This is a genomic window from Pseudooceanicola marinus (assembly GCF_002786295.1).
GTDB lineage: Bacteria > Pseudomonadota > Alphaproteobacteria > Rhodobacterales > Rhodobacteraceae > Pseudooceanicola > Pseudooceanicola marinus.
Genome location: NZ_PGTC01000018.1, coordinates 1 through 20,954, shown reverse-complemented (window position 1 = coordinate 20,954; position 20,954 = coordinate 1). Strand labels below are relative to the sequence as shown.

The 20,954-nt window shown below is 66.2% G+C and carries 22 protein-coding genes and 1 pseudogene; 16 read left to right on the top strand and 7 right to left on the bottom strand.

All coding sequences use genetic code 11. The features are described from left to right. Nucleotides 1-99: 99 nt before the first annotated feature. From CVM50_RS14140 to miaA, 3 genes are all read right to left on the bottom strand, one after another. A complete protein-coding gene (locus CVM50_RS14140) occupies nucleotides 100-1,740 on the bottom strand; it encodes an ABC transporter substrate-binding protein (protein ID WP_085888020.1) in 1,641 nt (546 codons plus the stop codon). Between the two features lie 341 nt (nucleotides 1,741-2,081). Further along, the gene (locus CVM50_RS14135; RefSeq protein ID WP_085888018.1) at nucleotides 2,082-2,876 is read right to left on the bottom strand and encodes a helix-turn-helix domain-containing protein; all 795 of its coding nucleotides are present in this window, start codon (nucleotides 2,874-2,876) and stop codon (nucleotides 2,082-2,084) included. A 77-nt stretch (nucleotides 2,877-2,953) separates the two neighbouring features. Beyond that, a complete protein-coding gene (gene miaA / locus CVM50_RS14130) occupies nucleotides 2,954-3,826 on the bottom strand; it encodes a tRNA (adenosine(37)-N6)-dimethylallyltransferase MiaA (protein WP_085888016.1) in 873 nt (290 codons plus the stop codon). A gap of 110 nt (nucleotides 3,827-3,936) precedes the next feature. Here miaA and pyrH point away from each other — a divergent pair, with 110 nt between their 5' ends. The 14 genes from pyrH (at nucleotide 3,937) to lpxB (ending at nucleotide 16,994) form a co-directional block, all read left to right on the top strand. Then, nucleotides 3,937-4,668 carry a UMP kinase gene (pyrH, locus tag CVM50_RS14125; RefSeq protein ID WP_085888014.1) on the top strand — a complete coding sequence of 244 codons (732 nt, stop codon included), beginning with the start codon at nucleotides 3,937-3,939 and terminating at the stop codon, nucleotides 4,666-4,668. A 108-nt stretch (nucleotides 4,669-4,776) separates the two neighbouring features. Beyond that, nucleotides 4,777-4,905: a hypothetical protein gene (locus CVM50_RS22175; protein ID WP_268808205.1), complete on the top strand. Its 129-nt coding sequence runs from the start codon at nucleotides 4,777-4,779 to the stop codon at nucleotides 4,903-4,905. A 209-nt stretch (nucleotides 4,906-5,114) separates the two neighbouring features. Further along, nucleotides 5,115-5,678, top strand: a complete 564-nt coding sequence (frr, locus tag CVM50_RS14120) for a ribosome recycling factor (protein ID WP_085888012.1) — start codon at nucleotides 5,115-5,117, stop codon at nucleotides 5,676-5,678. Nucleotides 5,679-5,790: 112 nt separating this feature from the next. Further along, entirely contained in the window at nucleotides 5,791-6,531 is a 741-nt protein-coding gene (gene uppS / locus CVM50_RS14115; RefSeq protein ID WP_085888538.1) for a polyprenyl diphosphate synthase, read from the top strand. A 3-nt stretch (nucleotides 6,532-6,534) separates the two neighbouring features. Beyond that, nucleotides 6,535-7,323, top strand: coding sequence for a phosphatidate cytidylyltransferase (locus CVM50_RS14110; RefSeq protein WP_085888010.1), 789 nt, complete (start codon nucleotides 6,535-6,537; stop codon nucleotides 7,321-7,323). A gap of 1 nt (nucleotide 7,324) precedes the next feature. Next, on the top strand, nucleotides 7,325-8,506 hold the full coding sequence (gene dxr / locus CVM50_RS14105; protein ID WP_085888008.1) for a 1-deoxy-D-xylulose-5-phosphate reductoisomerase: 1,182 nt from the start codon (nucleotides 7,325-7,327) through the stop codon (nucleotides 8,504-8,506). A 32-nt stretch (nucleotides 8,507-8,538) separates the two neighbouring features. Continuing rightward, nucleotides 8,539-9,897, top strand: a complete 1,359-nt coding sequence (gene rseP / locus CVM50_RS14100) for an RIP metalloprotease RseP (RefSeq protein ID WP_085888006.1) — start codon at nucleotides 8,539-8,541, stop codon at nucleotides 9,895-9,897. Nucleotides 9,898-10,073: 176 nt separating this feature from the next. Next, nucleotides 10,074-10,205 (top strand): hypothetical protein, encoded by a 132-nt coding sequence (locus CVM50_RS22170; protein WP_263624942.1) that lies wholly within the window; start codon nucleotides 10,074-10,076, stop codon nucleotides 10,203-10,205. 173 nt (nucleotides 10,206-10,378) lie between these two features. Further along, nucleotides 10,379-12,727 (top strand): outer membrane protein assembly factor BamA, encoded by a 2,349-nt coding sequence (gene bamA / locus CVM50_RS14095; protein WP_085888004.1) that lies wholly within the window; start codon nucleotides 10,379-10,381, stop codon nucleotides 12,725-12,727. Between the two features lie 8 nt (nucleotides 12,728-12,735). Continuing rightward, entirely contained in the window at nucleotides 12,736-13,527 is a 792-nt protein-coding gene (locus CVM50_RS14090) for an OmpH family outer membrane protein (protein ID WP_232618250.1), read from the top strand. A gap of 149 nt (nucleotides 13,528-13,676) precedes the next feature. Beyond that, complete coding sequence (gene fabZ / locus CVM50_RS14085; protein WP_085888002.1) at nucleotides 13,677-14,153, top strand: 3-hydroxyacyl-ACP dehydratase FabZ; 477 nt, start codon at nucleotides 13,677-13,679, stop codon at nucleotides 14,151-14,153. A 3-nt stretch (nucleotides 14,154-14,156) separates the two neighbouring features. Next, the gene (lpxA, locus tag CVM50_RS14080; protein WP_085888000.1) at nucleotides 14,157-14,957 is read left to right on the top strand and encodes an acyl-ACP--UDP-N-acetylglucosamine O-acyltransferase; all 801 of its coding nucleotides are present in this window, start codon (nucleotides 14,157-14,159) and stop codon (nucleotides 14,955-14,957) included. A 1-nt stretch (nucleotide 14,958) separates the two neighbouring features. After that, nucleotides 14,959-15,840, top strand: coding sequence for an LpxI family protein (locus CVM50_RS14075; RefSeq protein WP_085887998.1), 882 nt, complete (start codon nucleotides 14,959-14,961; stop codon nucleotides 15,838-15,840). Next, on the top strand, nucleotides 15,840-16,994 hold the full coding sequence (gene lpxB, locus CVM50_RS14070) for a lipid-A-disaccharide synthase (protein ID WP_085887996.1): 1,155 nt from the start codon (nucleotides 15,840-15,842) through the stop codon (nucleotides 16,992-16,994). The genes CVM50_RS14075 and lpxB overlap by 1 nt, the downstream gene beginning before the upstream one ends. 193 nt (nucleotides 16,995-17,187) lie before the next feature. On the opposite strand, the gene mnmA is transcribed toward lpxB, so the two are convergent. Then, nucleotides 17,188-18,333, bottom strand: a complete 1,146-nt coding sequence (gene mnmA / locus CVM50_RS14065) for a tRNA 2-thiouridine(34) synthase MnmA (RefSeq protein ID WP_085887994.1) — start codon at nucleotides 18,331-18,333, stop codon at nucleotides 17,188-17,190. A gap of 172 nt (nucleotides 18,334-18,505) precedes the next feature. Here mnmA and sciP point away from each other — a divergent pair, with 172 nt between their 5' ends. Then, a complete protein-coding gene (gene sciP, locus CVM50_RS14060; RefSeq protein WP_085887992.1) occupies nucleotides 18,506-18,784 on the top strand; it encodes a CtrA inhibitor SciP in 279 nt (92 codons plus the stop codon). Between the two features lie 95 nt (nucleotides 18,785-18,879). Further along, complete coding sequence (locus CVM50_RS14055; RefSeq protein ID WP_306372311.1) at nucleotides 18,880-19,611, top strand: response regulator transcription factor; 732 nt, start codon at nucleotides 18,880-18,882, stop codon at nucleotides 19,609-19,611. Here the strand turns inward: CVM50_RS14055 and CVM50_RS22215 are convergent. From CVM50_RS22215 to CVM50_RS14045, 3 genes and pseudogenes are all read right to left on the bottom strand, one after another. Beyond that, nucleotides 19,603-20,157 (bottom strand): annotated as a pseudogene (locus CVM50_RS22215) (tyrosine-type recombinase/integrase); the annotation flags it as partial. The gene CVM50_RS14055 and the pseudogene CVM50_RS22215 overlap by 9 nt on opposite strands. Before the next feature lie 317 nt (nucleotides 20,158-20,474). After that, a complete protein-coding gene (locus CVM50_RS21390) occupies nucleotides 20,475-20,651 on the bottom strand; it encodes a long-chain fatty acid--CoA ligase (RefSeq protein ID WP_143515604.1) in 177 nt (58 codons plus the stop codon). A gap of 27 nt (nucleotides 20,652-20,678) precedes the next feature. Continuing rightward, nucleotides 20,679-20,873 (bottom strand): hypothetical protein, encoded by a 195-nt coding sequence (locus CVM50_RS14045; protein WP_085887989.1) that lies wholly within the window; start codon nucleotides 20,871-20,873, stop codon nucleotides 20,679-20,681. Between the last annotated feature and the right edge of the window lie 81 nt (nucleotides 20,874-20,954).

Below are 20,954 nucleotides of genomic sequence, written 5' to 3'. Positions count from 1 at the left end.
AGTGGCGTCCGGGTGGGCCCGGCTTGTCGTTCTTGGCGGCCGCAGGAAGTGAAAGGGGCCATGGCTTGTCTTGCGCCACAGCCCCGGTCTGATCGCGGATCAGGTGTCGAGCCACCACTTGTAGTGATGCATCTCGAAGGTCGGGTGCTGGCCCGCATCCATCACGTAGTCCTTGGCGTGACGGAACAGCGAGCGCCAGTAGGGCTGCACCATGACGCCGTCATCCAGCATGATGGTTTCAAGCTGGGCCATGACCTCGCGGCGGCTGTCGGCGTCGGAGATCGACAGCGCCTGGTCCAGCAGGCTGTCGAACTCCGGGTTCGACATCGCCGTCTCGTTCCAGGAGGCGCCGGACTTGTAGGCCAGGGCCAGGACCTGCACGCCCAGGGGGCGCATGTTCCACTCGGTCGCGGAGAAGGGATAGACCAGCCAGTCGTTCCAGAAGGTCGAGCCGGGCAGGATCTCTCGGCGGATGTTGATCCCGGCGTCGCGCATCTGGGCTGCGACGGCGTCACAGGTTTCCGACTGCCACTGGTCGTCGATCGAGATCAGCGTGAACTCGGTGTCGGCCATGCCGAGCTCTTCCAGCTTGGCCATGGCGGCGGCCGGGTCGGTGGGGATGCCCGGCACCTCGGCATACTCGGGGTGGATCGGGCAAACGTGGTGGTTTTCCGCAACGGTGCCGTATCCGGCATAGCCCAGCTCCAGGATCACCTCGTTGTCGACCGCCTGGATCAGCGCCTTTCGGACCTCCGGGTCGGTGTAGGGTTCCTGGCCCTGGTTGAACCGCACGGTGATGGTCGCGGCGGTGACGGCCTCGGACTTCTTCCAGCCCATGGCGTCCAGCACCTCGATGAACTCGCCGGTCGACTGGTAGGTCATGTCGATCTCGTCGCTGTCGGCGGCGGCGACCCAGCTGGCCATGTCGGTGCCGAAGTCGATGAACTCGATCCGGTCGAGGTAGGCGCCGGTCCCCCACCAGTCGTGCTCGGTGTTCTTCACCAGAACCTGGCTCACGCCGACTTCGTTGGTTTCGGGCAGGTAGGGTCCGGTGCCGATGGGGTTCTCGGCAGGGTCTTCGCCGGCGTAGGAGGGGTGCACCACCGCGGCCGGGTAATCGGCGAAGCCGGGAATGATGGTGATGTCGGGGGAGGCGCAGACCAGTTTCACGGTCAGTTCGTCCACCACGGTCACAGCACCTTCGCGCGCCATGCCGCTGTCGCTGTCGATCAGCGAGGCCATGCGCGAGGCCATGGAGTTGCCTTCGACACCCTGTTCGCACCAGCGGTTGATGTTGAACACCACGTCCTCGGCGGTGAAGGGATCGCCGTTGTTCCAGGTGACGCCGGGGCGGACGTGCAGCATGTACTCGGTCGCGTCCTCGTTCACGTCCCAGCTTTCGATCAGCATGCCCTTGAAGGTACCGTCGTTCTGGTATTCGACCAGGTATTCCAGCCAGCCGCGGGCGAAGTTGGCCATCTGCGACCAGTCGAAATTCCGCGGATCCTTCAGCGCCTTGGTCTCCATCTGCACGCGCAGGGTGCCGCCGGGCTTGGGCGTGGACTGGGCCATCGCCGGACGTTCCAGCCCGCCAAGCGCGTAGATGCCGGCCGAGGCGACGCCAAGCGCGGAGGTGCGGGCCATGAATTCGCGGCGGCTGAGCTTGCCGGCCTTGAATTCATCCGCATACATGCGGGCCGCGGGGTGAATGCGGCCCTGAGGGGTGTCGTGATACGTCATGTCGTTCTCCCTGTGACGTTCGATCCCCGGCGCAGCGGGCGGTCTCTGCCCGGATGCCGAAGGCGAAGGTATCGGCCCGTCGCTTGCCCCTCGCCGGGTGCGGACCTCGTTGTGAGGGTCATTCCCGCAGGAAAAGACCCGCCCGTCAATTCATGTCTCCGCGCTTTCATAGGTTAAAAACGACATACCTTCCATCTGAAAGCGACACCATCGCACCCTGTGGAGCGGCAGACGTCGGCGAATCTGACTGTGCAAATATCTGATCTTGAATGCAAAAATGTGACGCTCCGGCGCCATCCGCTGGCCGGGCAGGCGACGCAGGCTCCCCTTGTGCGGGCGCGTCAGCGGCGGCGGCGCAGCGCGGTCGGCGTCTTGCCAGTATGTTTCTGGATGAACCTGGTGAAGTAGGCGGCAGAGGAGAAGCCCAGCATCTCGGAGATCAGGCCGATGGGCAGGCTGCCGTCCTGCAACATGCCCCGGGCCTCGTGCAGGGTGCGGCCGGTCAGGATTTCCGCCGCCGTGATCCCCGCCGTCTGGCGCAAGGTGCGGGTCAGGTGGGTGGGCGTGACACCCAGCGTAGCGGCGAAATCCGCCATCGACTGGCTGGAGCGGAAGTCGCGTTCGACCAGTGCGCAGAAAGCGGCGGCCAGCCGGTCGGCGGCCTTGCCCGCGCCCACGGGCGCCGGCTCGGAGGCCAGCAGGCGGCGCAACCAGACCGACAGCAGCCCGGCATGGGCCTGCAGGGCCTCGGCACCGTAGGGACGGTGGGTGGCCTGTTCCCGCTGCATGGCGTCGATGATCGCGATCAACTCGGCCTGGGCCATGCTCTCGCGGACCCGCAGTTGCACCGGATCGCCGGGCAGCACGAGGCCCGCGTCAGCGGGGATCTGAACGACCTGGCCGTAGCTCTGCTTGCCGATGTCCAGCATCATCAGCGTGCCGGCGGGCACGAAGAGGACGGTGTTCATCGTCAGCCCGCGCCGCCGGCCCAGCACGATGGTGCGCCCCTGGCCCTTCGACAGGTAGAGGAACAGGTGGGTGCTGCGCGCGTGTGGCAGGGTCAGCCGCCAGTCTTCATGGCCGGAGAGCTGTGAAAGGGTCTGACTTCTGACCGTTGGAGGCGTGTAATCAGCCAATGGCGTATAGCGTTCTGGTATGTGTCCCGAGTGTCCCTAGACGGGAATAGAACGGTTCAGCCGGGATAAGTAAAGCATCACGGAAGCGTGAGCTGCTGCCAGTCCCGCATGCGGGCGCGGAACCAGGTCCGCTGCCGCTTCGCGTATCTACGGGTTCCGATAATGGCGCGCTCCCGGGCCTCGTCCAGTGAAATATCGCCCAGGAGGTGGGCAATCAGCTCGGGCCCCCCGATCGCCTTGGATGAGGGCAGGGCAGGGTCCCAGCCCTCCAGGTTGGCGCGCGCCTCCTCCAGGGCGCCCGCCTCCATCATCAGGTCGAAACGGCGCTCGATTCGCGGGGTCAGCCAGTCCTTCGGCGCCTCCAGCACCAGCCGCGTGGCCTGTTCGGGCGGCAGCAGCGGTGCCGGTGTGTCGTCCTGCCAGGCGGCCAGGCCGCGGCCCGTTGCGCGCAAGACCTCCCAGGCGCGCTGCACCCGGGCGGGGTTGGCCAGGTCGACGCGCGCGGCGCTTTGCCGGTCCAGATCCGCGACCATCGCGGGCAGGTCGGCCTCGCGCAGGGCATTGCCCTCGGCGCGGATCGCCTCGGGGATCGGCGGGATCTCCACCAGCCCCTCGGTCAGGGCGCGGAAGTAGAGGCCGGTGCCGCCGACGATGATCAGCCGCTCCGGCCCCTCCAGCAGCTCCGCCACCTCGCGCAGCCAGGCGCCGGTGGAGTAGGGATCGAGGCGCCCGACATGGCCGAACAGGCGGTGCGGCCGGCTGGCCTCTTCCTCCGGCGAGGGGCGGGCCGACAACAGGCGCCAGTTCGCATAGACCTGCAGCGCATCGGCATTGACGATCACCCCGCCATCGCGCGCCGCGATCTCCATCGCCAGGGCCGACTTGCCCGAGGCCGTGGGCCCCGCGATGAGCACATGGCGGGCACAATCCGTCACCGGCGCCTGTCTCATCCGCGTCCCCTTGCCAAGCCTGCCTGTTGTCCCAATTCGCGCATTGAACCCGCCCGCCTTTTCCGACATTTTGCGCGCGATCCTAGTCCCCCGCCGTGAAGGAGCGCAACATGGCCGAAACCGCGCAGGAGCCCACCTACAAGCGGGTGTTGCTGAAGATCTCGGGGGAGGCCCTGATGGGGCCCCAGGGCTTCGGCCTGCATCCGCCGACGGTCGAACGTATCGCCGAAGAGGTGAAGAGCGTTCACGACATGGGCGTCGAGATCTGCATGGTCATCGGTGGCGGCAACATCTTCCGCGGGCTGGCAGGCTCCGCCCAGGGGATGGAACGCACCACGGCCGACTACATGGGCATGCTGGCCACGGTGATGAACGCCCTGGCGATGCAAAGCTCGCTGGAGGGCCTGGGCGTCTACACCCGGGTCATCAGCGCCATCACCATGAACGAGGTGGCCGAGCCCTATATCCGCCGCCGCGCCGTGCGTCACCTGGAGAAGAAGCGGGTCTGCATCTTCGCCGGCGGCACCGGCAACCCCTATTTCACCACCGACACCGCCGCCACGCTGCGCGCCAACGAGATGAACTGCGAAGCCATCTTCATGGGCAAGAATGGTGTCGACGGGGTTTACGACAGCGATCCCAAGACCAACCCGGACGCCAAGCGGTTCGAGCATGTGACCTACGACGAGGTGCTGCAGAAGCACCTGAAGGTCATGGATGCCTCGGCCATCGCCCTGGCGCGCGATAATCACAAGCCGATCATCGTCTTCCCGCTGGACGAGCCCAACGGGTTCAAGGGCGTGCTGGAAGGCAAGGGCACCTACACCGTGGTCCGCGACTAGGCGCGCCACCTTCCCGGTTCAGGCCTTCGGTTCGGAGACAAGGGTCGCCCCACGGGCGGCCCTTTTGCGCTATGACGGCAGGCTGGCCGAACGCACCGAAGGTCATTCATGTATTCTGCACATGAGTACTTTGATGTTTCCGGCGGCGACGAGGACATGCACACGCCGAAGACCATCGAGCCGATCGAGCACTGCCGCGACGCCAGTGTCTTCCCCGTCTACGGCGGCAAGATGTAACAGAGCCGGGCACCCCGGTCCCCAGCGGGGGCCGGCAGAGCCGGACCAGGGGCGCATCGCGGGCCAGGGCCTTCGGTGCGCCCTTTGTCGTCGGGCAGGGGGGCGAAAGCGGTGGCTCGCCGGGCATCTGTCGCAAATCACTATACATCCCGGGCCCGAAGACTTAGAAGGCTGCGGAAAGAAGAACCAGCTCAGCGGGCAAAATCACCATGTCTGAAGACTTCGAACTCGACACCAACGACCTTTCGCGCCGCATGGACGGCGCAATGGCGAACCTCAAGACGGAATTCGCCTCGCTGCGGACCGGCCGGGCCTCCTCCTCCATGCTGGAGCCGGTCATGGTCGAGGCCTACGGCCAGATGACGCCGATCAACCAGGTGGGCACCGTCAACGTGCCGGAACCCCGCATGGTCACCATCAACGTCTGGGACAAGTCGATGGTGAACAAGGTGGAAAAGGCGATCCGGGAATCGGGCCTGGGGATCAACCCCCAGATGAACGGCACCATCATCATGCTGCCGATCCCCGAACTGAACGAGGAACGCCGCAAGGAACTGACCAAGGTCGCCGCGCAGTATGCCGAGCATGCGCGCGTTTCCATCCGCAACCTGCGCCGCGACGGCATGGACCAGATCAAGAAGGCCAAGGCCGACGGTCTGTCCGAGGACGACCAGAAGTTCTGGGAGACCGAGGTGCAGGATCTGACCGACACCTACATCAAGAAGGTCGACCAGGCGCTGGAGACCAAGCAGCAGGAAATCATGCAGGTCTGAGACCTGGCATGCGGCTGCGACGAAAACCGAAGACCGGAGAGAGGCGGGCCCGGGCCCGCCTTTGCCTGTGACATACGGGGAGAGAGCACGCATGGCGGACAGTGAAGAGGCCATGGCCGAGGAGATCTCCCTTGGCGCGCCGGGCGATCGTCCCAGGCCCTGCCACGTCGCGATCATCATGGACGGCAACGGACGCTGGGCCACGATGCGCGGGCGACCGCGTCTGTTCGGCCACCACGCCGGCGCCCGCCGCGTGCGCGAGATCGTCGAAGCCTGCCCGGATCTGGGCGTGAAATACCTGACCATCTTCGGCTTCTCGACCGAGAACTGGAAACGCACCCAGATCGAGGTGGCGGGTCTGATGTCGCTGTTCCGGTCCTACATCCGGAAGGAGGCGCGCGCGCTGCGCGACCGCAACGTGCGGGTGCGCTTCATCGGGGATCGTCCGGGACTGGACGAGAAGTTGCAGGCGCTGATGGATGAGCTGGAAGAGATGACGGCAGAGTGCACCGGCACCAACCTGACCATCGCCCTGAACTATGGCGGCCGCGACGAGGTGGCCCGCGCCACCAAGCGCCTGGCCGAGGACGTGGCGTCGGGTCGCCTGCTGCCCGAGAACGTCGACGAGGAAACCCTGCCGCGCTATCTCGATACCTATGTGCTACCCGACCCGGATCTGGTGATCCGCACCTCCGGGGAGGCGCGCATTTCCAACTTCCTGCTGTGGCAGTCGGCCTATGCGGAATACGAGTTCATAGACACCCTCTGGCCCGATTTCACCCGCGAGGTCTTCGCCGGAGTGCTGGCCAATTTCGGCAAGCGGGACCGCCGTTTCGGCGGCGCGAAGGGCTAGGGCATGGCGGATCGCAAGTGGTCGGATCTGGCGCCGCGACTGGTGTCGGGCATCGTGATGGTTCTGGGCGGGCTGGCCCTGATCTGGGCCGGCGGGCATTGGTTCCGCATCTTCATCGCCCTGGCCTGCGGCGGCATGGTGTGGGAGCTGGCGCGGATGTGCGCGCCGCTGCGCCGTGACGTGCCGCTGCAGATGGGGGGCGTGGCTGCCGGTTGCCTGGCGCTGGCGCTCTACCTGCCGGGGGGCTTCGCGCTGCCCTTCCTCTTGGCACCCTCGATGGTGGGGCTGTCGCTGCTGCCGCAGCGGCGCGCGCTGTTCCTGACCTTCAGCGCCATGATCCTGCTCGCCGGCTACGGCATGGTCGGGCTGCGCGACGGGCAGGGCGCGCTGTGGCTGGGCTGGCTGGTCGCGGTGGTCGTGGTGACCGACGTGGCGGGCTATTTCGCCGGCCGCATGATCGGCGGGCCGAAGTTCTGGCCACGTGTCAGCCCGAAGAAGACCTGGTCAGGCACCATCGCGGGCTGGGTCGTGGCCGGCTTCGTCGGCCTGGCCTTCGGTCTGTGGATGGGCGAGGGCGTGCAGTTGGCGGGCGTTTCGGTCGCATTGTCCATGGCCTCGCAGATGGGCGACATTGCCGAAAGCGCGGCCAAGCGGCGCGTGGGCGTCAAGGACAGCTCGAACCTGATCCCCGGCCACGGCGGGCTGATGGACCGTTTCGACGGCATGCTGGGCGCCTCCCTCATGCTGCTTCTGACCGGTCCCTGGACCGGCCTGTTCTTCATCGCGGGGTAACATGCGCGGGATCACCATCCTCGGGGCCACCGGCTCCATCGGTCAGAACACCGTCGATCTGATCGCCCGGCGGCCTGACGATTTCACCGTCGAGGCGCTGACCGGCGGACACAACATCGACCTGCTGGCCAAGGACGCCCGGCGCCTGGGCGCCAAGCTGGCCGTCACCGCCCATGACAACCGCTACGCTGATCTGAAGGCCGCGCTGTCGGGAACCGGCATCGAAGTGGCCGCGGGGCAGGGCGCCCTGATGGAGGCCGCGCAGCGTCCCGCCGACTGGGTCATGTCGGCCATCGTCGGCGCCGCGGGCCTCGCGCCCGGCCTGGCCGCGCTGGAGCGGGGCGCGGCCCTGGCCCTGGCCAACAAGGAAACTCTGGTCTGCGCCGGGCCGCTGGTGCTGGAGACCGCCGCGCGGTCTGGCGCCGATCTGATCCCCGTCGACAGCGAACATTCCGCCCTCTACCAGGCCCTGCTGGGCGAAGACATGGCGAGCGTGGAGCGGGTCATCATCACCGCCTCCGGCGGCGCCTTCCGCGACTGGCCGCTGGAGCAGCTGGCAGCGGCCACGCCAGAACAGGCCTCCACCCATCCCAACTGGGCCATGGGCCAGCGGATCACCGTGGATTCGGCCTCGATGTTCAACAAGGCGCTGGAGCTGATCGAGGCGAAGGAGTTCTTCCACCTCGACCCGGAGATCATCGAGGTGGTCGTGCACCGCGAAAGCCTGGTGCATGCGCTCGTCGGCCATATCGACGGTGGCATCCTGGCGCACCTTGGCCCGGCGGACATGCGCCACGCCATCGGCTACGCCCTGAACTGGCCCGCCCGTGTGGATCTGCCGGTGGAGCGTCTGAACCTGGCGAAGATCGGCCAGCTGACCTTCGAGGCGCCCGATCCCGCGCGCTACCCCGCGCTGGCCATCGCGCAGCGGGTCATGCGCCGGGGCGGTCTGTCGGGCGCGGCGATGAACGCCGCCAAGGAAGTGGCGCTGGACGCCTTCCTCGACAGCCGCATCGGCTTCATGCAGATGGCCGAGGTGGTCACACGCGTTCTTGACCGGATAGAGACCGATTCCGGTCTCATTGATGCCGCCTTCGACCTTGATAACGTCCTCTCGATGGACCAGATCGCCAGGGCCTATGCCTGGGAAAACGTCAATTCCGGCGTTGCGGCGGTGACTTGAGAGCCTTTTCAAATAGGAAGACGTAGACCTTTATGACCAGTTTCCTGCCAGAGTTCGGCAATACCCTTTACGTGATCATCGCCTTCGTCGTCGCCCTGTCGATCATCGTCGCGATCCATGAATATGGCCATTACATCATCGGTCGCGTGTCGGGCATCAAGGCAGAGGTCTTCTCCCTGGGGTTCGGCCCCGTCCTGTTTTCCCGCGTCGACCGCCACGGCACCCGCTGGCAGCTGGCCGCGCTGCCCTTCGGCGGCTACGTGAAATTCCTGGGCGATGGCGATGCCGCCTCCTCCGGCCCCGATGAGGAGGCGATTTCGCGCCTCAGCGCGGAAGATCGCCGGCACACCATGCTGGGCGCGCCGCTCTGGGCCCGCTCGGCCACCGTGGTGGCGGGGCCGATCTTCAACTTCATCCTGTCGATCCTGCTGTTCGCCGGTCTCTTCCTGGCACGGGGCCAGGTGGCCGAACCGCTGGCCGTGGGAGAGCTGCGCCCGCTGCCGCCCGCGCTGTCGCAGGGCGCCGACCTGCGCCCGGGGGACGAGATCCTGGCCATCGGTGGCGTCGACCTGCCGGCGATGGACGATGCCGAGGGCATGTCCGGCTTCTCCGACGCGCTGCCGCAGGCGGCCCAGCTGGACTACCGGCTGCGCCGCGATGGCCAGGAGGTGACGGTGCCCGGCCCCTATCCCTATCCGCCCATCGTGCTGCAACTGGCGCCCAACTCGGCCGCCTATGACATTGGCATGAAGCCGGGCGACGTGATCACGGCCATCGACGGCACACAGATCTTCGCCTTCGATCAGCTGAAGACACGGGTTGAAGGCTCCGACGGGGCGACGCTGCTGCTGGATGTCTGGCGGCCCGAGACCGGGGAGACCCTGGAATTCGCCCTGACCCCGCGCCGGGTCGATGAACCCGCGCCCGAAGGCGGCTTCCGCACCGAATGGCGGATCGGCATTGCCGGGGGCATGGCCTTCGACCTGGCGACCGAACGGGCCGGGGTGCTGGAATCGCTTTGGGGCGGGGTGCTGCAGACCTGGGGCGTGATCACCAGTTCGTTGTCGGGGATCTGGCACATGATCACCGGGGCGATTTCGTCCTGCAACATGTCCGGCCCGATCGGCATCGCCAAGACCTCCGGCGCCATGGCCAGCCAGGGCACCACCAGCTTCCTGTGGTTCGTCGCGGCCCTGTCCACGGGCGTCGGCCTGCTGAACCTCTTCCCGGTGCCGATCCTGGACGGGGGGCACCTGGTTTTCCATGCCTATGAGGCCGTGGCGGGCAAGCCGCCGTCGGACGGTGCGCTGCGGGTTCTGATGGCCGTCGGCCTGACCATCGTGCTGTCGGTCATGGTCTTTGCCCTGACCAACGACGTTTTCTGTCCCTGAGGCCCGGGCGCGGCGCCGCGTCCCGACGGACCGGCGGCCCTCACGGCAGGGGGCAGTTCCTGCCTCGACAAGGGGCAGGGGATCGCCGCCCGATTTTTGCCGCATTCCAATGGAATAGATGCGTGTGATTGTAGGCCCGACGGGCCCAAATCGCGTGCAGGAAAGGTTGGAACGCAATGACGCTTCTCCAGAAAAGCTACCGTGGTCTGTCGGTGCTGTTCGAGCTGAACGTCGATCTGCTGCTTTACGCGGGGCTGACGGCGCTGGCGCTGTCGGCGGGTGCCTACATGGGCCAGATCCTGTTCTGAGCGGCCTCTCGCAGGGCCCTGGCGGGCGCTGAAAACGGCCATCTTCTCCTCACTTCGGACCCGGGCCGGACCCGACGCGCGCGGCGACACGTCCCGCGCGTTTTCCTGTTTTGACAAGCGGTTATTAACCCGATACTCACGTCCTAACTGGGATGTCTGACTGGGTTTGGAATATGACGAATACCTTTGGAGCCGGGGCTGCCCCCTCCGTTCGCCGCAACAAGTTTTCCTTGCCTCTGGCAGCTGCGATTTTCGCCATTGTTTCAGGCGTTTCTCTCACCGCGCCGGACGCGGTTCTGGCGCAGAGCTACCGGTTCAACGCGGTCGCCATCGAAGGCAACCAGCGGATCCCCGACGCCACCGTCGTCTCCTACGCGGGAATCGGGCGCGGTGAGGCCGTCACGGCGGCAGAGCTGAACGACGCCTATCAGAACATCGTCAATTCCGGTCTCTTCGAGACCGTCGAGCTGACGCCGCGCGGCGGCACCCTGGTCATCAGCGTCACCGAATACCCGACGATCAACCGCATCTCCTTCGAGGGCAACCGCCGGATCAAGGACGATGCGCTGACGGAAATCGTGCAGTCGACCTCCCGCCAGGTCTTCTCGCCGACTCGGGCCGAAGCCGATGCCGCGCTGATCTCGGAGGCCTATTCCCAGCAGGGCCGGCTGGCGGCGCGCGTCACCCCGCGCATCATCCGCCGCTCCGACAACCGTGTCGATCTGGTGTTCGAGGTTTTCGAGGGCGACAACGCCGAGGTTGAACGGATCTCCTTCGTCGGCAACACCGTCTATTCCGACCGTCGCCTGCGCCAGGTGCTGGAATCGAAACAGGCCGGTCTGCTGCGGGCCTTCTTCCGCTCCGACACCTTCGTGGCTGACCGGATCGAGTTTGACCGCCGGGTGCTGAACGATTTCTACCAGTCGCGCGGCTACGTCGACTTCCGGATCACCGGCGTCTCTGCCGAACTGTCGCCCGAGCGCGACGGCTATGTCGTGACCTTCAACGTCCAGGAAGGGCAGCCCTTCGAGTTCGGCCGGATCACCACGGTCAGCGAATACGAAGGCGTCGACGCGGCCCCCTACCAGGAGGCCCTGCGCATCAAGCCGGGCCAGACCTACACCCCCACCGATGTCGAGAATTCGATCACCCGGATGGAACGCCTGGCCGTGCGCCAGGGTCGCGACTTCCTGCGGATCGAGCCGCGCATCACCCGCAACGACCGCGATCTGACGCTGGATGTGGAATTCGTCCTGTCGCGCGGCCCGCGGGTTTTCGTCGAGCGGATCGACATCGAGGGCAACACCACGACCCTGGACCGTGTCATCCGCCAGGAATTCCGCATGGCCGAGGGCGACCCCTTCAACCCGCGTGAGATCCGCCAGACCGCGGAGCGCATCCGCGCGCTCGGGTTCTTCTCCAGCGCCGACGTGAACGCGCGCGAGGGCACCCGCCCGGATCAGGTCATCCTCGACGTGGATGTCGAAGAGGCGCCGACCGGGTCGCTGTCCTTCGGCGGGACCTACTCGACCACCGACGGTTTCGGGCTTCAGGTCGCCTTCCAAGAGCGCAACTTCCTGGGCCGGGGCCAGACCCTGGGCGTGACGGTGTCCGGTGTCAGTTCCAACACCAACTACTCGATCAACTTCGTCGAACCGCGTCTGCTGGGCCGGGATCTGCGGCTGAACTTCGGGCTGTCCTACAGCGAATCCGAGTCCGACTATTCGGACTACGATGCGATCAGCGGCTCCTTCACGACCGGCCTGACCTTCCCGCTGAGCGAACGGTCGAGCCTGAACCTGAACTACAAGCTGAACGCGCGGGACATCAATCTTGACGACGACAGCGATGTCGGCCCGCTGCTTCGGGCCGAGGCGGAAGAGGATCTGCGCTATTCCTCCTCAGTGGGCTACACCTATGCCTATGACACGCGTCTGACGGGTCTGAACCCGAACGCCGGCATCCTGCTGGAATTCGGCCAGGACTTCGGCGGGGTCGGCGGCGACGTGGAGTTCATCCGCTCCACCGCGCGGGCGATCGCGCAGACCGCCGTCTGGAACGAGGACGTGACCCTGCGGGCGACCTTCCGCGCCGGCAACATCTCGATGCTGGGCGGCAGCGATTCCATCGCGACCGACCGTTATCGGATCGGGTCTTCGATCATGCGGGGCTTCACCCCCGACGGCATCGGCCCGCGGCAGTATTCGCCCGGCAACTACGACGACGCCCTGGGCGGCACCACCTACGCCGTGGCGCAGTTCGATGCCGAATTCCCGCTGGGCCTGCCCGAAGAACTGGGCATCACCGGGGGTGTCTTCTACGACGTCGGCTCTGTCTGGGGGCTGGACCAGTCGGACAGCGACGTCTTCTACGAGGACTTCTCGCTGCGCCAGGTCGTCGGTGTCTCGCTGTTCTGGGACACGCCGGTCGGGCCGCTGCGCTTCAACTGGACGACGGCGCTGCAGAAGGAAGACTTCGACGAGGAGCAGACCTTCGACCTCTCCATCCGGACGGATTTCTGAGGACCGGCGTGACGGCATTTTCCACCTTTTTCGGGGCCCCGGTCCGGCTTGCGCTGGCCGGGGCCCTTGCGTTTTCCCTGTTGGGGGCAGCGCCGTCGATGGCGCAGGGGCAGGCCCCGCAGCAGTTGCGGTCCCCGGTGCTGGTCATCGACAGCGAACGGCTCTTTTCCGAAAGCGACTACGCGCAGCAACTGGCTGAGGAGCTGGAGGCCCGCGCCGCCGAGATCGCGGCGGAGAACCGGCGGATCGAGGCCGAGCTGGCGGAGGAAGAACGTACCCTGACAGAGCGCCGCGCGGAGATGGACCCGCAGGCCTTTCGGGAACTGGCCGATGCCTTCGACGAGAAGGTGATCCGCATCCGCCGTGAACGTGACCTGGAGGCGCAGGGCCTCGGCGAGGACAGCGAGGCGGTTCGGCGAGAGTTCCTGGTGTCCGTTGAACCCGTGCTGGATCGCCTGATGCAGGAGGCTGGCACGGCTGTGATCCTCGAACGTCGGACGGTCTTCGTCACGCGGGAAGCGGTGGATGTGACCGATGAGGCCATCCGCCGGATCGATGCCGCCCTTCTGTCCCGGGCGGAGGACGGCGCCGACACGGACACTGAGACCGACCCTGCGGCGGGCATAGGCGCAGAGCCGCCGCAGCAGAGCGGTGCCGCGCCCGAGGGGCCAACCGAAGGCGCGCTGACCGGCGGCAGCCTGACGGAGGAAGGGCTGGCCGAAGGCGTCACCGCGCCTGACAGCGATGTCTTGCCGGAGGTGCCGGAGCAGGCGCCCGAGGGCACGACCTCCGGCGACTGAACCGCCGCCGGACGGGAGGACCGCGCATCCGCCGGCAGGGCCCCTGCCGCTTGCCGCCGCGCGGGTGACTTGCTAGGGACACAAGGACACGGGGCTTCCCCGGAGGCGGCCCAGGGGTGCGCCTCCCGGGCCGCATGAGGAAAGATTTCATGACCGAGACGCTGCAAACCGCCGATATCGCTCGTATTCAGCGTATTATTCCGCACCGCTATCCCTTCCTGCTGGTCGACAAGGTCGTCGACATCGACGGCTACAGCTCGGGGCGGGGCATCAAGAACGTCACCATGAACGAACCGCATTTCCAGGGGCACTTCCCGGGTAAGCCGATCATGCCCGGCGTGACCATCGTCGAGGCGATGGCCCAGACCGCCGGCGTCATGGTGGGCGCGGCCCTCGGCCTGGAAGACAAGAACGCGCTGATCTACTTCATGTCGATCGAGAAGGCGAAGTTCCGCCGCATGGTCGTGCCCGGCGACGTGCTGGAGCTGCAGGTCGAAACCCTGCGCGGCAAGCCCGGCGCGAAAATGTGGAAATTCGGCGGTAAGGCGACCGTGGACGGGGACCTGGCCTGCGAGGCCGAGTTCATGGCCATGCTCGATCTGCCAGCCGACGCGGTCGAGGGCTGAGCCATGGCGATCAGCCACGAAGCCTTCGTGCACCCCTCCGCCCATGTCGAGGACGGCGCCGAGATCGGCCCCGGCGCGCGGATCGGTCCCTTCTGTCACATCGGCGCCAAGGCCGTGATCGGCCCCCGGGTCGAGCTGATGAGCCATGTCGTGGTGCAGGGCCGGACCGAAATCGGGGAAGAGACACTGGTGCACCCCTTCGCGGTCCTCGGCGGCATTCCCCAGGACCTGAAGTTCAGGGGCGAGGAGACCTCGCTGGTCATCGGCAAGCGCAACCGCATCCGTGAACACGTGTCGATGAACACCGGCACCGAGGGCGGGGGCGGCGTGACCCGTGTGGGTGACGACGGGTTGTTCATGGCGGGGTGCCACGTGGCCCACGACTGTCAGGTCGGCAACCATGTCATCATCGTCAACAATGCCGCCCTGGCCGGCCATTGCGTGATCGAGGATGAGGTCATCATCGGCGGCCTCTCGGGCGTTCATCAATGGGTGCGCATCGGGCGCGGCGCGATCATCGGCGCGGTGACCATGGTCACCAACGACGTGATCCCTCATGGGTTGGTGCAGGCGCCGCGGGGCCATCTCGACGGCCTGAACCTGGTTGGCCTGAAACGGCGCGGCGTCGCGCGGTCGGACATCACCGCCCTGCGCGCGGCCTTCCAGATGCTGGCCCAGGGCGAAGGCGCCTTCCAGGACCGCGCCCGCCGCCTGGGCGAGGAAACCGAAAGCGCCTATGTGCGCGAGATCGTCGATTTCATCACCGGCGAAAGCGACCGCTCCTTCCTGACACCGGGCGGCTGAAATGGCGCTCTTCGGCAGGCGGGGCGGGGCCCGCGCGGCCCCAGCACAGGACAGGACGGCGGCAGAGGCGCCAGACGGGCGCCTCGCGATCATCGCCGGCGCCGGCGCGTTGCCCGTGGCTCTGGCCGAAGCCGAGCCGCAGGCCTTCCGCGTGTCCCTTGCGGGTATCGACTGTGACCTGCCGGAAGAGACGCTGACCCGCTACCGTTTCGAGAAACTGGGCAGCCTGTTCCGTGGGCTGCGGGACGCGGGGGTGACCCGCGTCGTGCTCGCCGGCAGCCTGGCGCGCCCAGAATTCGACAAGACGGCGCTGGACGCCAAGATGCTGATGCTCGCCCCGCGCCTGCTGAAAGCCATGGGGCAGGGCGGGGACGACAGCCTGCTGCGGCTGGTGATCTCCATCTTCGAGGAAGAAGGCTTTGCCGTTCAGGGCGCGCATGAGGTCCTTCCCGAGCTGATCGCGCCCACGCCCGGCCTGCTGGCCGGTCCCGCGCCTGACGCGCAGGCCCGCGCCGATGCCACCCGCGGGGCGGAAATCCTGGCGCATATGGCGCCGCTGGACATCGGCCAGGCCTGCGTCGTGGCGGGCGGGCTGTGCCTGGGGATCGAGACCCTTCAGGGCAGCGATGCGCTCCTGCGCTACGTGGCCACTACGCCCGCGCACCTGCGCCGGGCGCCCGGCGTCTTCGTCAAGCGCCCCAAGACCGGGCAGGACCTGCGCGTGGACATGCCCGCCATCGGCCCTGCCACGGTCGAGGGGGCCCATGCGGCGGGCCTGGCGGCCATCGCCATCGCCCCGGGGGCCGTGCTGCTGCTGGACCGCGCGGCGCTGCTGGCCCGGGCGGAGGATCTGGGCGTCACGATCTGGGTGCAGGAGACATGATGCGCATCTTCGTCATCGCGGGCGAGCCTTCGGGCGACAATCTCGGCGCGGCTGTCATGGCCGGGCTGAAGGAGCTGACGGGCGGCCAGGTCACCTTTGAAGGCGTCGGCGGGCCGGCGATGGAGGCCGAGGGCCTCACCTCGCGCTTTCCCATGTCGGAACTGTCGGTCATGGGCCTGGCGGAGATCCTGCCGAAGTATTTCCACCTGAAACGCCGCATCCGCGAATGCGCCGAGGCGGTGCTGGCCGATCCGCCGGATCTGCTGCTGACGATAGACAGCCCCGATTTCTGCCTGCGCGTGGCCAAGCTGGTGAAGGCGCGGTCGCAGATCCGCACTGTCCACTACGTCGCTCCCACGGTCTGGGCCTGGCGCCCGAAACGCGCCGTGAAGATGGCGCGCGTCATCGACCAGGTGCTGGCGCTCTTTCCCTTTGAGCCGCCGCTGATGCAGGCTGCCGGGATGGAATGCGATTTCGTCGGCCACCCGATCGCCACCCAGCCGATCGCCACCGTCGAGGAGGTGCACGACTTTCGCGTCCAAAGCGGCATCGGTGACGCCCCGATCCTGCTGGTGCTGCCCGGCTCACGCAGCGGGGAGGTCGCGCGCCTGGCGCCGGTCTTCGGCCCCGTGCTGCGCGAGCTGCGCGCCCGCCACCCGGAGCTGCGCTTTGTCCTGCCCGCCGCCGCCCATGTGGCCCCGCTGGTGGAGGAGCTGACGCGCGACTGGCCCACGGAGCTGATGATCCTCGACCCGCGCGACGCCGACCCGGCGGAGTTCGCCCGGATCAAGCGCGCTGCCTTCCGGGCCGCCGACCTGGCGCTGGCCGCCTCGGGCACCGTCTCGCTGGAGCTGGCCGCCAATGACACGCCGATGGTCATCGCCTACGACATGGCGCCGCTGACGCGGATGATCATGCAGCGGATGCTGATCACCGACACGGTGACCTTGGTCAACCTGGTCTCCGACACACGGGTGATCCCCGAGTTCGTCGGCGATGACTGTGATGCGGCGAAGATCGCCCCGGCCCTCTCCGCCGTGCTGGAGGATCCGACCGACCAGTTCGAGGCCCTCGAGGTCACGATGGATCGTCTGGGTCGCGGCGGCGAGGCCCCCGGCCTGCGCGCCGCCCGCGCCATCCTCGCCCGTCTCTAGGGTCTCCGCAGCGCCCGACCGCGTCTTCGGGTGCCCCATAGCCTCTTCCCCTATTGTTGGCCGGAAATATGCCGGGGGGAATTGAGCCGCAGGCTCAAGGGGGCAGAGCCCCCACGCTCCTTTGCTGGGCCCCAAAAGGCAAAACGCGCGCCCCCTGAGGGACGCGCGTTTCTTCTCTCTCTTGGCGCCGGGGTCAGTACCCGCGCCAAATCCAGCCACCGCCAAGGATGCGGCTGCTCTCGGTTTCGTAGAACACGCAGGCCTGGCCGGGAGAAATGCCTTCCTCGGCACTCAGCAGCTCCACTTCCGCCTCGGTCTCGCTGATCGGGCGCAGGATGGCCTCGCGCGGGGGGCGGGTGGAGCGGACCTTGACCGAGATGTGATGTTCGGCCTTGTCGGTCATCTTGCCCTCGCCCAGCCAGTTGATCTCCCGCACTGGCACGCGGCGGGTGGCCAAGAGCTCCTTCGGGCCGACGATCACCTGCTTGGCGTCGACGTCCAATTTCACCACGTAAAGCGGCTCGCTCAGCCCGCCTATGCCCAGGCCGCGGCGCTGGCCGATGGTATAGTGGATCACGCCCTCATGCGTGCCCAGCACCCGGCCGTCCGCATGGACGATCTCGCCCGGCTCCGCCGCGCCGGGGCGCAGTTTCTCGATTACGGACGCATAGTTTCCGTTCGGGACAAAGCAGATGTCCTGGCTGTCGGGCTTGTCCGCCACGGCCAGGCCGTACTGCGCCGCCAGCTCGCGGGTGGCGTCCTTCGACGGCAGGTGGCCCAGCGGGAAGCGCAGGAAGGCCAGCTGTTCGGGGGTGGTGGAGAAGAGGAAATAGCTCTGGTCGCGGTTCGCATCGGCCGCGCAATGAAGCTCGGGACCGGTCGCGCCCATCTTGCGCTGGATGTAGTGCCCGGTGGCCATGCAGTCGGCATCCAGATCCTTCGCCGTCTCCAGCAGGTCCTTGAACTTCACCCGTTCGTTGCAGCGGATGCAGGGCACTGGGGTGGCGCCCGCCAGGTAGCTGTCGGCAAACTCGTCGATCACCGCATCCTGGAAGATGTTTTCGTAATCAAGGACATAGTGGGGGAAGTTCATCTCCTCCGCGACCCGGCGCGCATCGTGGATGTCGATGCCGGCACAGCAGGCGCCCTTCTTGGCCAGGGCCGCGCCGTGGTCGTACAGCTGCAGTGTCACGCCCACGACGTCATAGCCTTCCTCGGCCAGTTTCGCCGCCACGACGGAACTGTCGACGCCGCCGGACATGGCGACGACCACGCGGGTCTCGGACGGGGGCTTGGCGAAGCCCAGGGAATTCAGCTCGGGTGCGGTGTCCAGTGCCATGGGTGCTCCTGATCGGCCGGGGATGGGGGAGAGGGACGACTCGTCGGCCCGGCTCGAAGATCAAGAGAATATAGGAAAATGCGACACACTCTCAACCCGCCGTTTCACCAGCCGTTAAAACCCGCCCCAAAGAATGGCGGGGATCTACTGAGGGCCAGTGAGGGCCGGAGCGATGTATCTAAAGAAAGTCCAGGGGCCGCGGGCGGTGACCCTGCCGGATGGCCGGGTGATGACGCGGGCGGATCTGCCGCCGGCGACGACCCGTCGCTGGGTCGCCTCGCGCAAGGCGGCCGTCGTGCGGGGGGTGGTCCATGGTCTTATATCCCAGGACGAGGCGCTTGAGAGATACTCGCTCTCACCGGAGGAATTTCTGGAGTGGGTCAGCGCGGTCGCCAACCATGGCGAGGAGGCGCTGAAGGCGACGGCATTGCAGAAGTACAGACAATCTTAGGTTGTTGTCCGCAAAGGGGATTTCCCGGTAACCTGAGGTTAACCAAATGCCGTCACGATCCAAGGCAACCAGGGGATTAACGGAGAGAACTTGGCATGCGCGTGCTTTTGGTAGAAGATGATCCGACCACATCGAAGAGCATCGAATTGATGCTGACCCATGCCAACCTGAACGTCTACACGACCGACTTGGGCGAAGAGGGCATCGATCTTGCCAAGCTCTATGATTACGACCTGATCCTGCTGGATCTGGGCCTTCCGGACATGAACGGGCACGAGGTGCTGCGTCAGCTGCGCCTGGCGCGGATCGAGACGCCGATCCTGATCCTGTCGGGCGCTGACGATACCGAGAACAAGCTGAAGGGCTTCGGCTTCGGCGCCGACGATTACCTGACGAAACCCTTCCATCGCGAGGAACTAGTGGCGCGCATCCATGCGATCATCCGCCGGTCCAAGGGGCACTCGCAGTCGATCATCCGCACCGGCCGGATCGAGGTGAACCTTGATGCCAAGACAGTGGAGGTGGACGGCAAGCCCGTGCATCTGACTGGCAAGGAATACCAGATGCTGGAACTGCTGTCGCTGCGCAAGGGCACGACCCTGACCAAGGAAATGTTCCTGAAACATCTGTATTTCTGGGTTTATCTTTTAAAATCAATGGTAGACCGTTTCAATTTCAAAAGCGTTTCAAAGTTCGCGTTTCGTGCTGTCTTTGTCCGTGCGTGCTTTCTGGGCCTCTTGGGCTCGCGCCTTCTGGACGGCCGCGCCGGCGTAGAGCCGGATCATGGCCGCATCAGCGTGTCCGGTGATCGCCTTCACATGCTCTGAGGTCATTCCCGGAATCGCGGCGATTTCGGAGGCGGCAGCGTAGCGCAGCCCATGAATATCGTAGGCCTCGGCGCCGATCTCACGGCGCACGGCCATGATGTTCTTGTGCGCAAGCTGGTAGCTGATCCGGCTGCCATCGGGATGGCAGACAATGAAAAAGCCCTTCTTCGTCTCGGCTGCCAGAACCCTGCGAAGTCGATCCGTAAGCGGGATATAGAGTTCGGTCTTAGTTTTGCCTTGCGTGATGGTGAAGCCGTCTTCGTCCAAGTCGGACCACCTGAGGTCGAGGACATCACCGATGCGCTGTCCGGTTCCTAGCAGCAGCTCGAACAACAGCAGAGTGCGCCCGGATGCGTTTGCCCTAAAGGCCTCAATCAGGTCCACTGGCCAGGGTCGGCGCTTGCGCCCCGTGGGCTTTAGCCGCTCCACTCCCTGGGCTGGGTTCCCGTCTAGCCAGCCGATCCTCTTCCCGTGGTTCAGCAGCGCCGCCAGGGTGTCCAGCTTGCGGTTTGCATCGGTCGGTTTGTCTGCCAGGGCATCGCGCATTTCGTAGACATGGACAGTTCGCAGCTGGCTCGGATCGACGTGTCCGGCGACATCCCGGATGTATGCGAGATGCCGTTCATGACTGCGTCGGGTGTTGAATGCATAGCCAGCCCATTTGGGCGAACTCATGAACTCGTCGATCAGCTTCGAGATCGTGCGCCGCGGTGCCATGGATCTCCCCCGCAGCAAGCGGGCGTAGTCGGCCGCGAACTCAGGGGTCCCCGGGTTGGATTTGATCCGCTCGCAGATGCTGCCCCTCACGAAGTAGAGGTAGCCCCTCTTGCCCTTTGCGTAGACGTAGGGAGGTAGGTGCCGCTTCATGCCTTGCGGGTCCAGTCAACCAGGTCGGCGTCATCCATCGTCACCTGGGGCGGTTTCACTTCGATCGAGCCGTCAGGGCCGATCTTGACCGTGCACCCTTTCGAGACCCATTCGGAGACTGCACGGCGCATGTCGGCAGGCCGCATGGCCGTTCGCTGTGATGTGATGTCCATCGAGTACTTCCCTCAGTCGTCAGAGTTCTACTTGTCAGCCCGGTCGAGGCGGTCAATCTCAGCTGGGATCAGGGCGCCTTTCTCACTCTTCAGCGCTTCGGCCAGGACATCAGCACAGGCTTGGAGGAAGATCCGCAGCGCGGGCTTCGTCGCTTCGGCGGCGCGGCTCTCGGCGTGAGCCTTCGCCTTGGCCAGTTCGTCAGGGGTGTGCAGGTCTGTCATGCTGCGGCCTCCTTCTCAGCCAACTGCCCACAATTCGCCCTCACTACAGCCGCGGCCACGGGCGGGCAGACGGAGTTTCCG

Excerpts from the sequence above, each read along its gene's own strand:
- CVM50_RS14140 (WP_085888020.1), bottom strand. The coding sequence starts at position 1,740 with ATGACGTATCACGACACCCCTCAGGGCCGCATTCACCCCGCGGCCCGC.
- miaA (WP_085888016.1), bottom strand. The coding sequence starts at position 3,826 with ATGAGACAGGCGCCGGTGACGGATTGTGCCCGCCATGTGCTCATCGCG.
- pyrH (WP_085888014.1), top strand. The coding sequence starts at position 3,937 with ATGGCCGAAACCGCGCAGGAGCCCACCTACAAGCGGGTGTTGCTGAAG.
- CVM50_RS22175 (WP_268808205.1), top strand. The coding sequence starts at position 4,777 with ATGTATTCTGCACATGAGTACTTTGATGTTTCCGGCGGCGACGAGGAC.
- frr (WP_085888012.1), top strand. The coding sequence starts at position 5,115 with ATGTCTGAAGACTTCGAACTCGACACCAACGACCTTTCGCGCCGCATG.
- uppS (WP_085888538.1), top strand. The coding sequence starts at position 5,791 with ATGGCCGAGGAGATCTCCCTTGGCGCGCCGGGCGATCGTCCCAGGCCC.
- CVM50_RS14110 (WP_085888010.1), top strand. The coding sequence starts at position 6,535 with ATGGCGGATCGCAAGTGGTCGGATCTGGCGCCGCGACTGGTGTCGGGC.
- dxr (WP_085888008.1), top strand. The coding sequence starts at position 7,325 with ATGCGCGGGATCACCATCCTCGGGGCCACCGGCTCCATCGGTCAGAAC.
- rseP (WP_085888006.1), top strand. The coding sequence starts at position 8,539 with ATGACCAGTTTCCTGCCAGAGTTCGGCAATACCCTTTACGTGATCATC.
- CVM50_RS22170 (WP_263624942.1), top strand. The coding sequence starts at position 10,074 with ATGACGCTTCTCCAGAAAAGCTACCGTGGTCTGTCGGTGCTGTTCGAG.
- bamA (WP_085888004.1), top strand. The coding sequence starts at position 10,379 with ATGACGAATACCTTTGGAGCCGGGGCTGCCCCCTCCGTTCGCCGCAAC.
- fabZ (WP_085888002.1), top strand. The coding sequence starts at position 13,677 with ATGACCGAGACGCTGCAAACCGCCGATATCGCTCGTATTCAGCGTATT.
- lpxA (WP_085888000.1), top strand. The coding sequence starts at position 14,157 with ATGGCGATCAGCCACGAAGCCTTCGTGCACCCCTCCGCCCATGTCGAG.
- CVM50_RS14075 (WP_085887998.1), top strand. The coding sequence starts at position 14,959 with ATGGCGCTCTTCGGCAGGCGGGGCGGGGCCCGCGCGGCCCCAGCACAG.
- lpxB (WP_085887996.1), top strand. The coding sequence starts at position 15,840 with ATGCGCATCTTCGTCATCGCGGGCGAGCCTTCGGGCGACAATCTCGGC.
- mnmA (WP_085887994.1), bottom strand. The coding sequence starts at position 18,333 with ATGGCACTGGACACCGCACCCGAGCTGAATTCCCTGGGCTTCGCCAAG.
- sciP (WP_085887992.1), top strand. The coding sequence starts at position 18,506 with ATGTATCTAAAGAAAGTCCAGGGGCCGCGGGCGGTGACCCTGCCGGAT.
- CVM50_RS14055 (WP_306372311.1), top strand. The coding sequence starts at position 18,880 with ATGCGCGTGCTTTTGGTAGAAGATGATCCGACCACATCGAAGAGCATC.
- CVM50_RS21390 (WP_143515604.1), bottom strand. The coding sequence starts at position 20,651 with ATGGACATCACATCACAGCGAACGGCCATGCGGCCTGCCGACATGCGC.
- CVM50_RS14045 (WP_085887989.1), bottom strand. The coding sequence starts at position 20,873 with ATGACAGACCTGCACACCCCTGACGAACTGGCCAAGGCGAAGGCTCAC.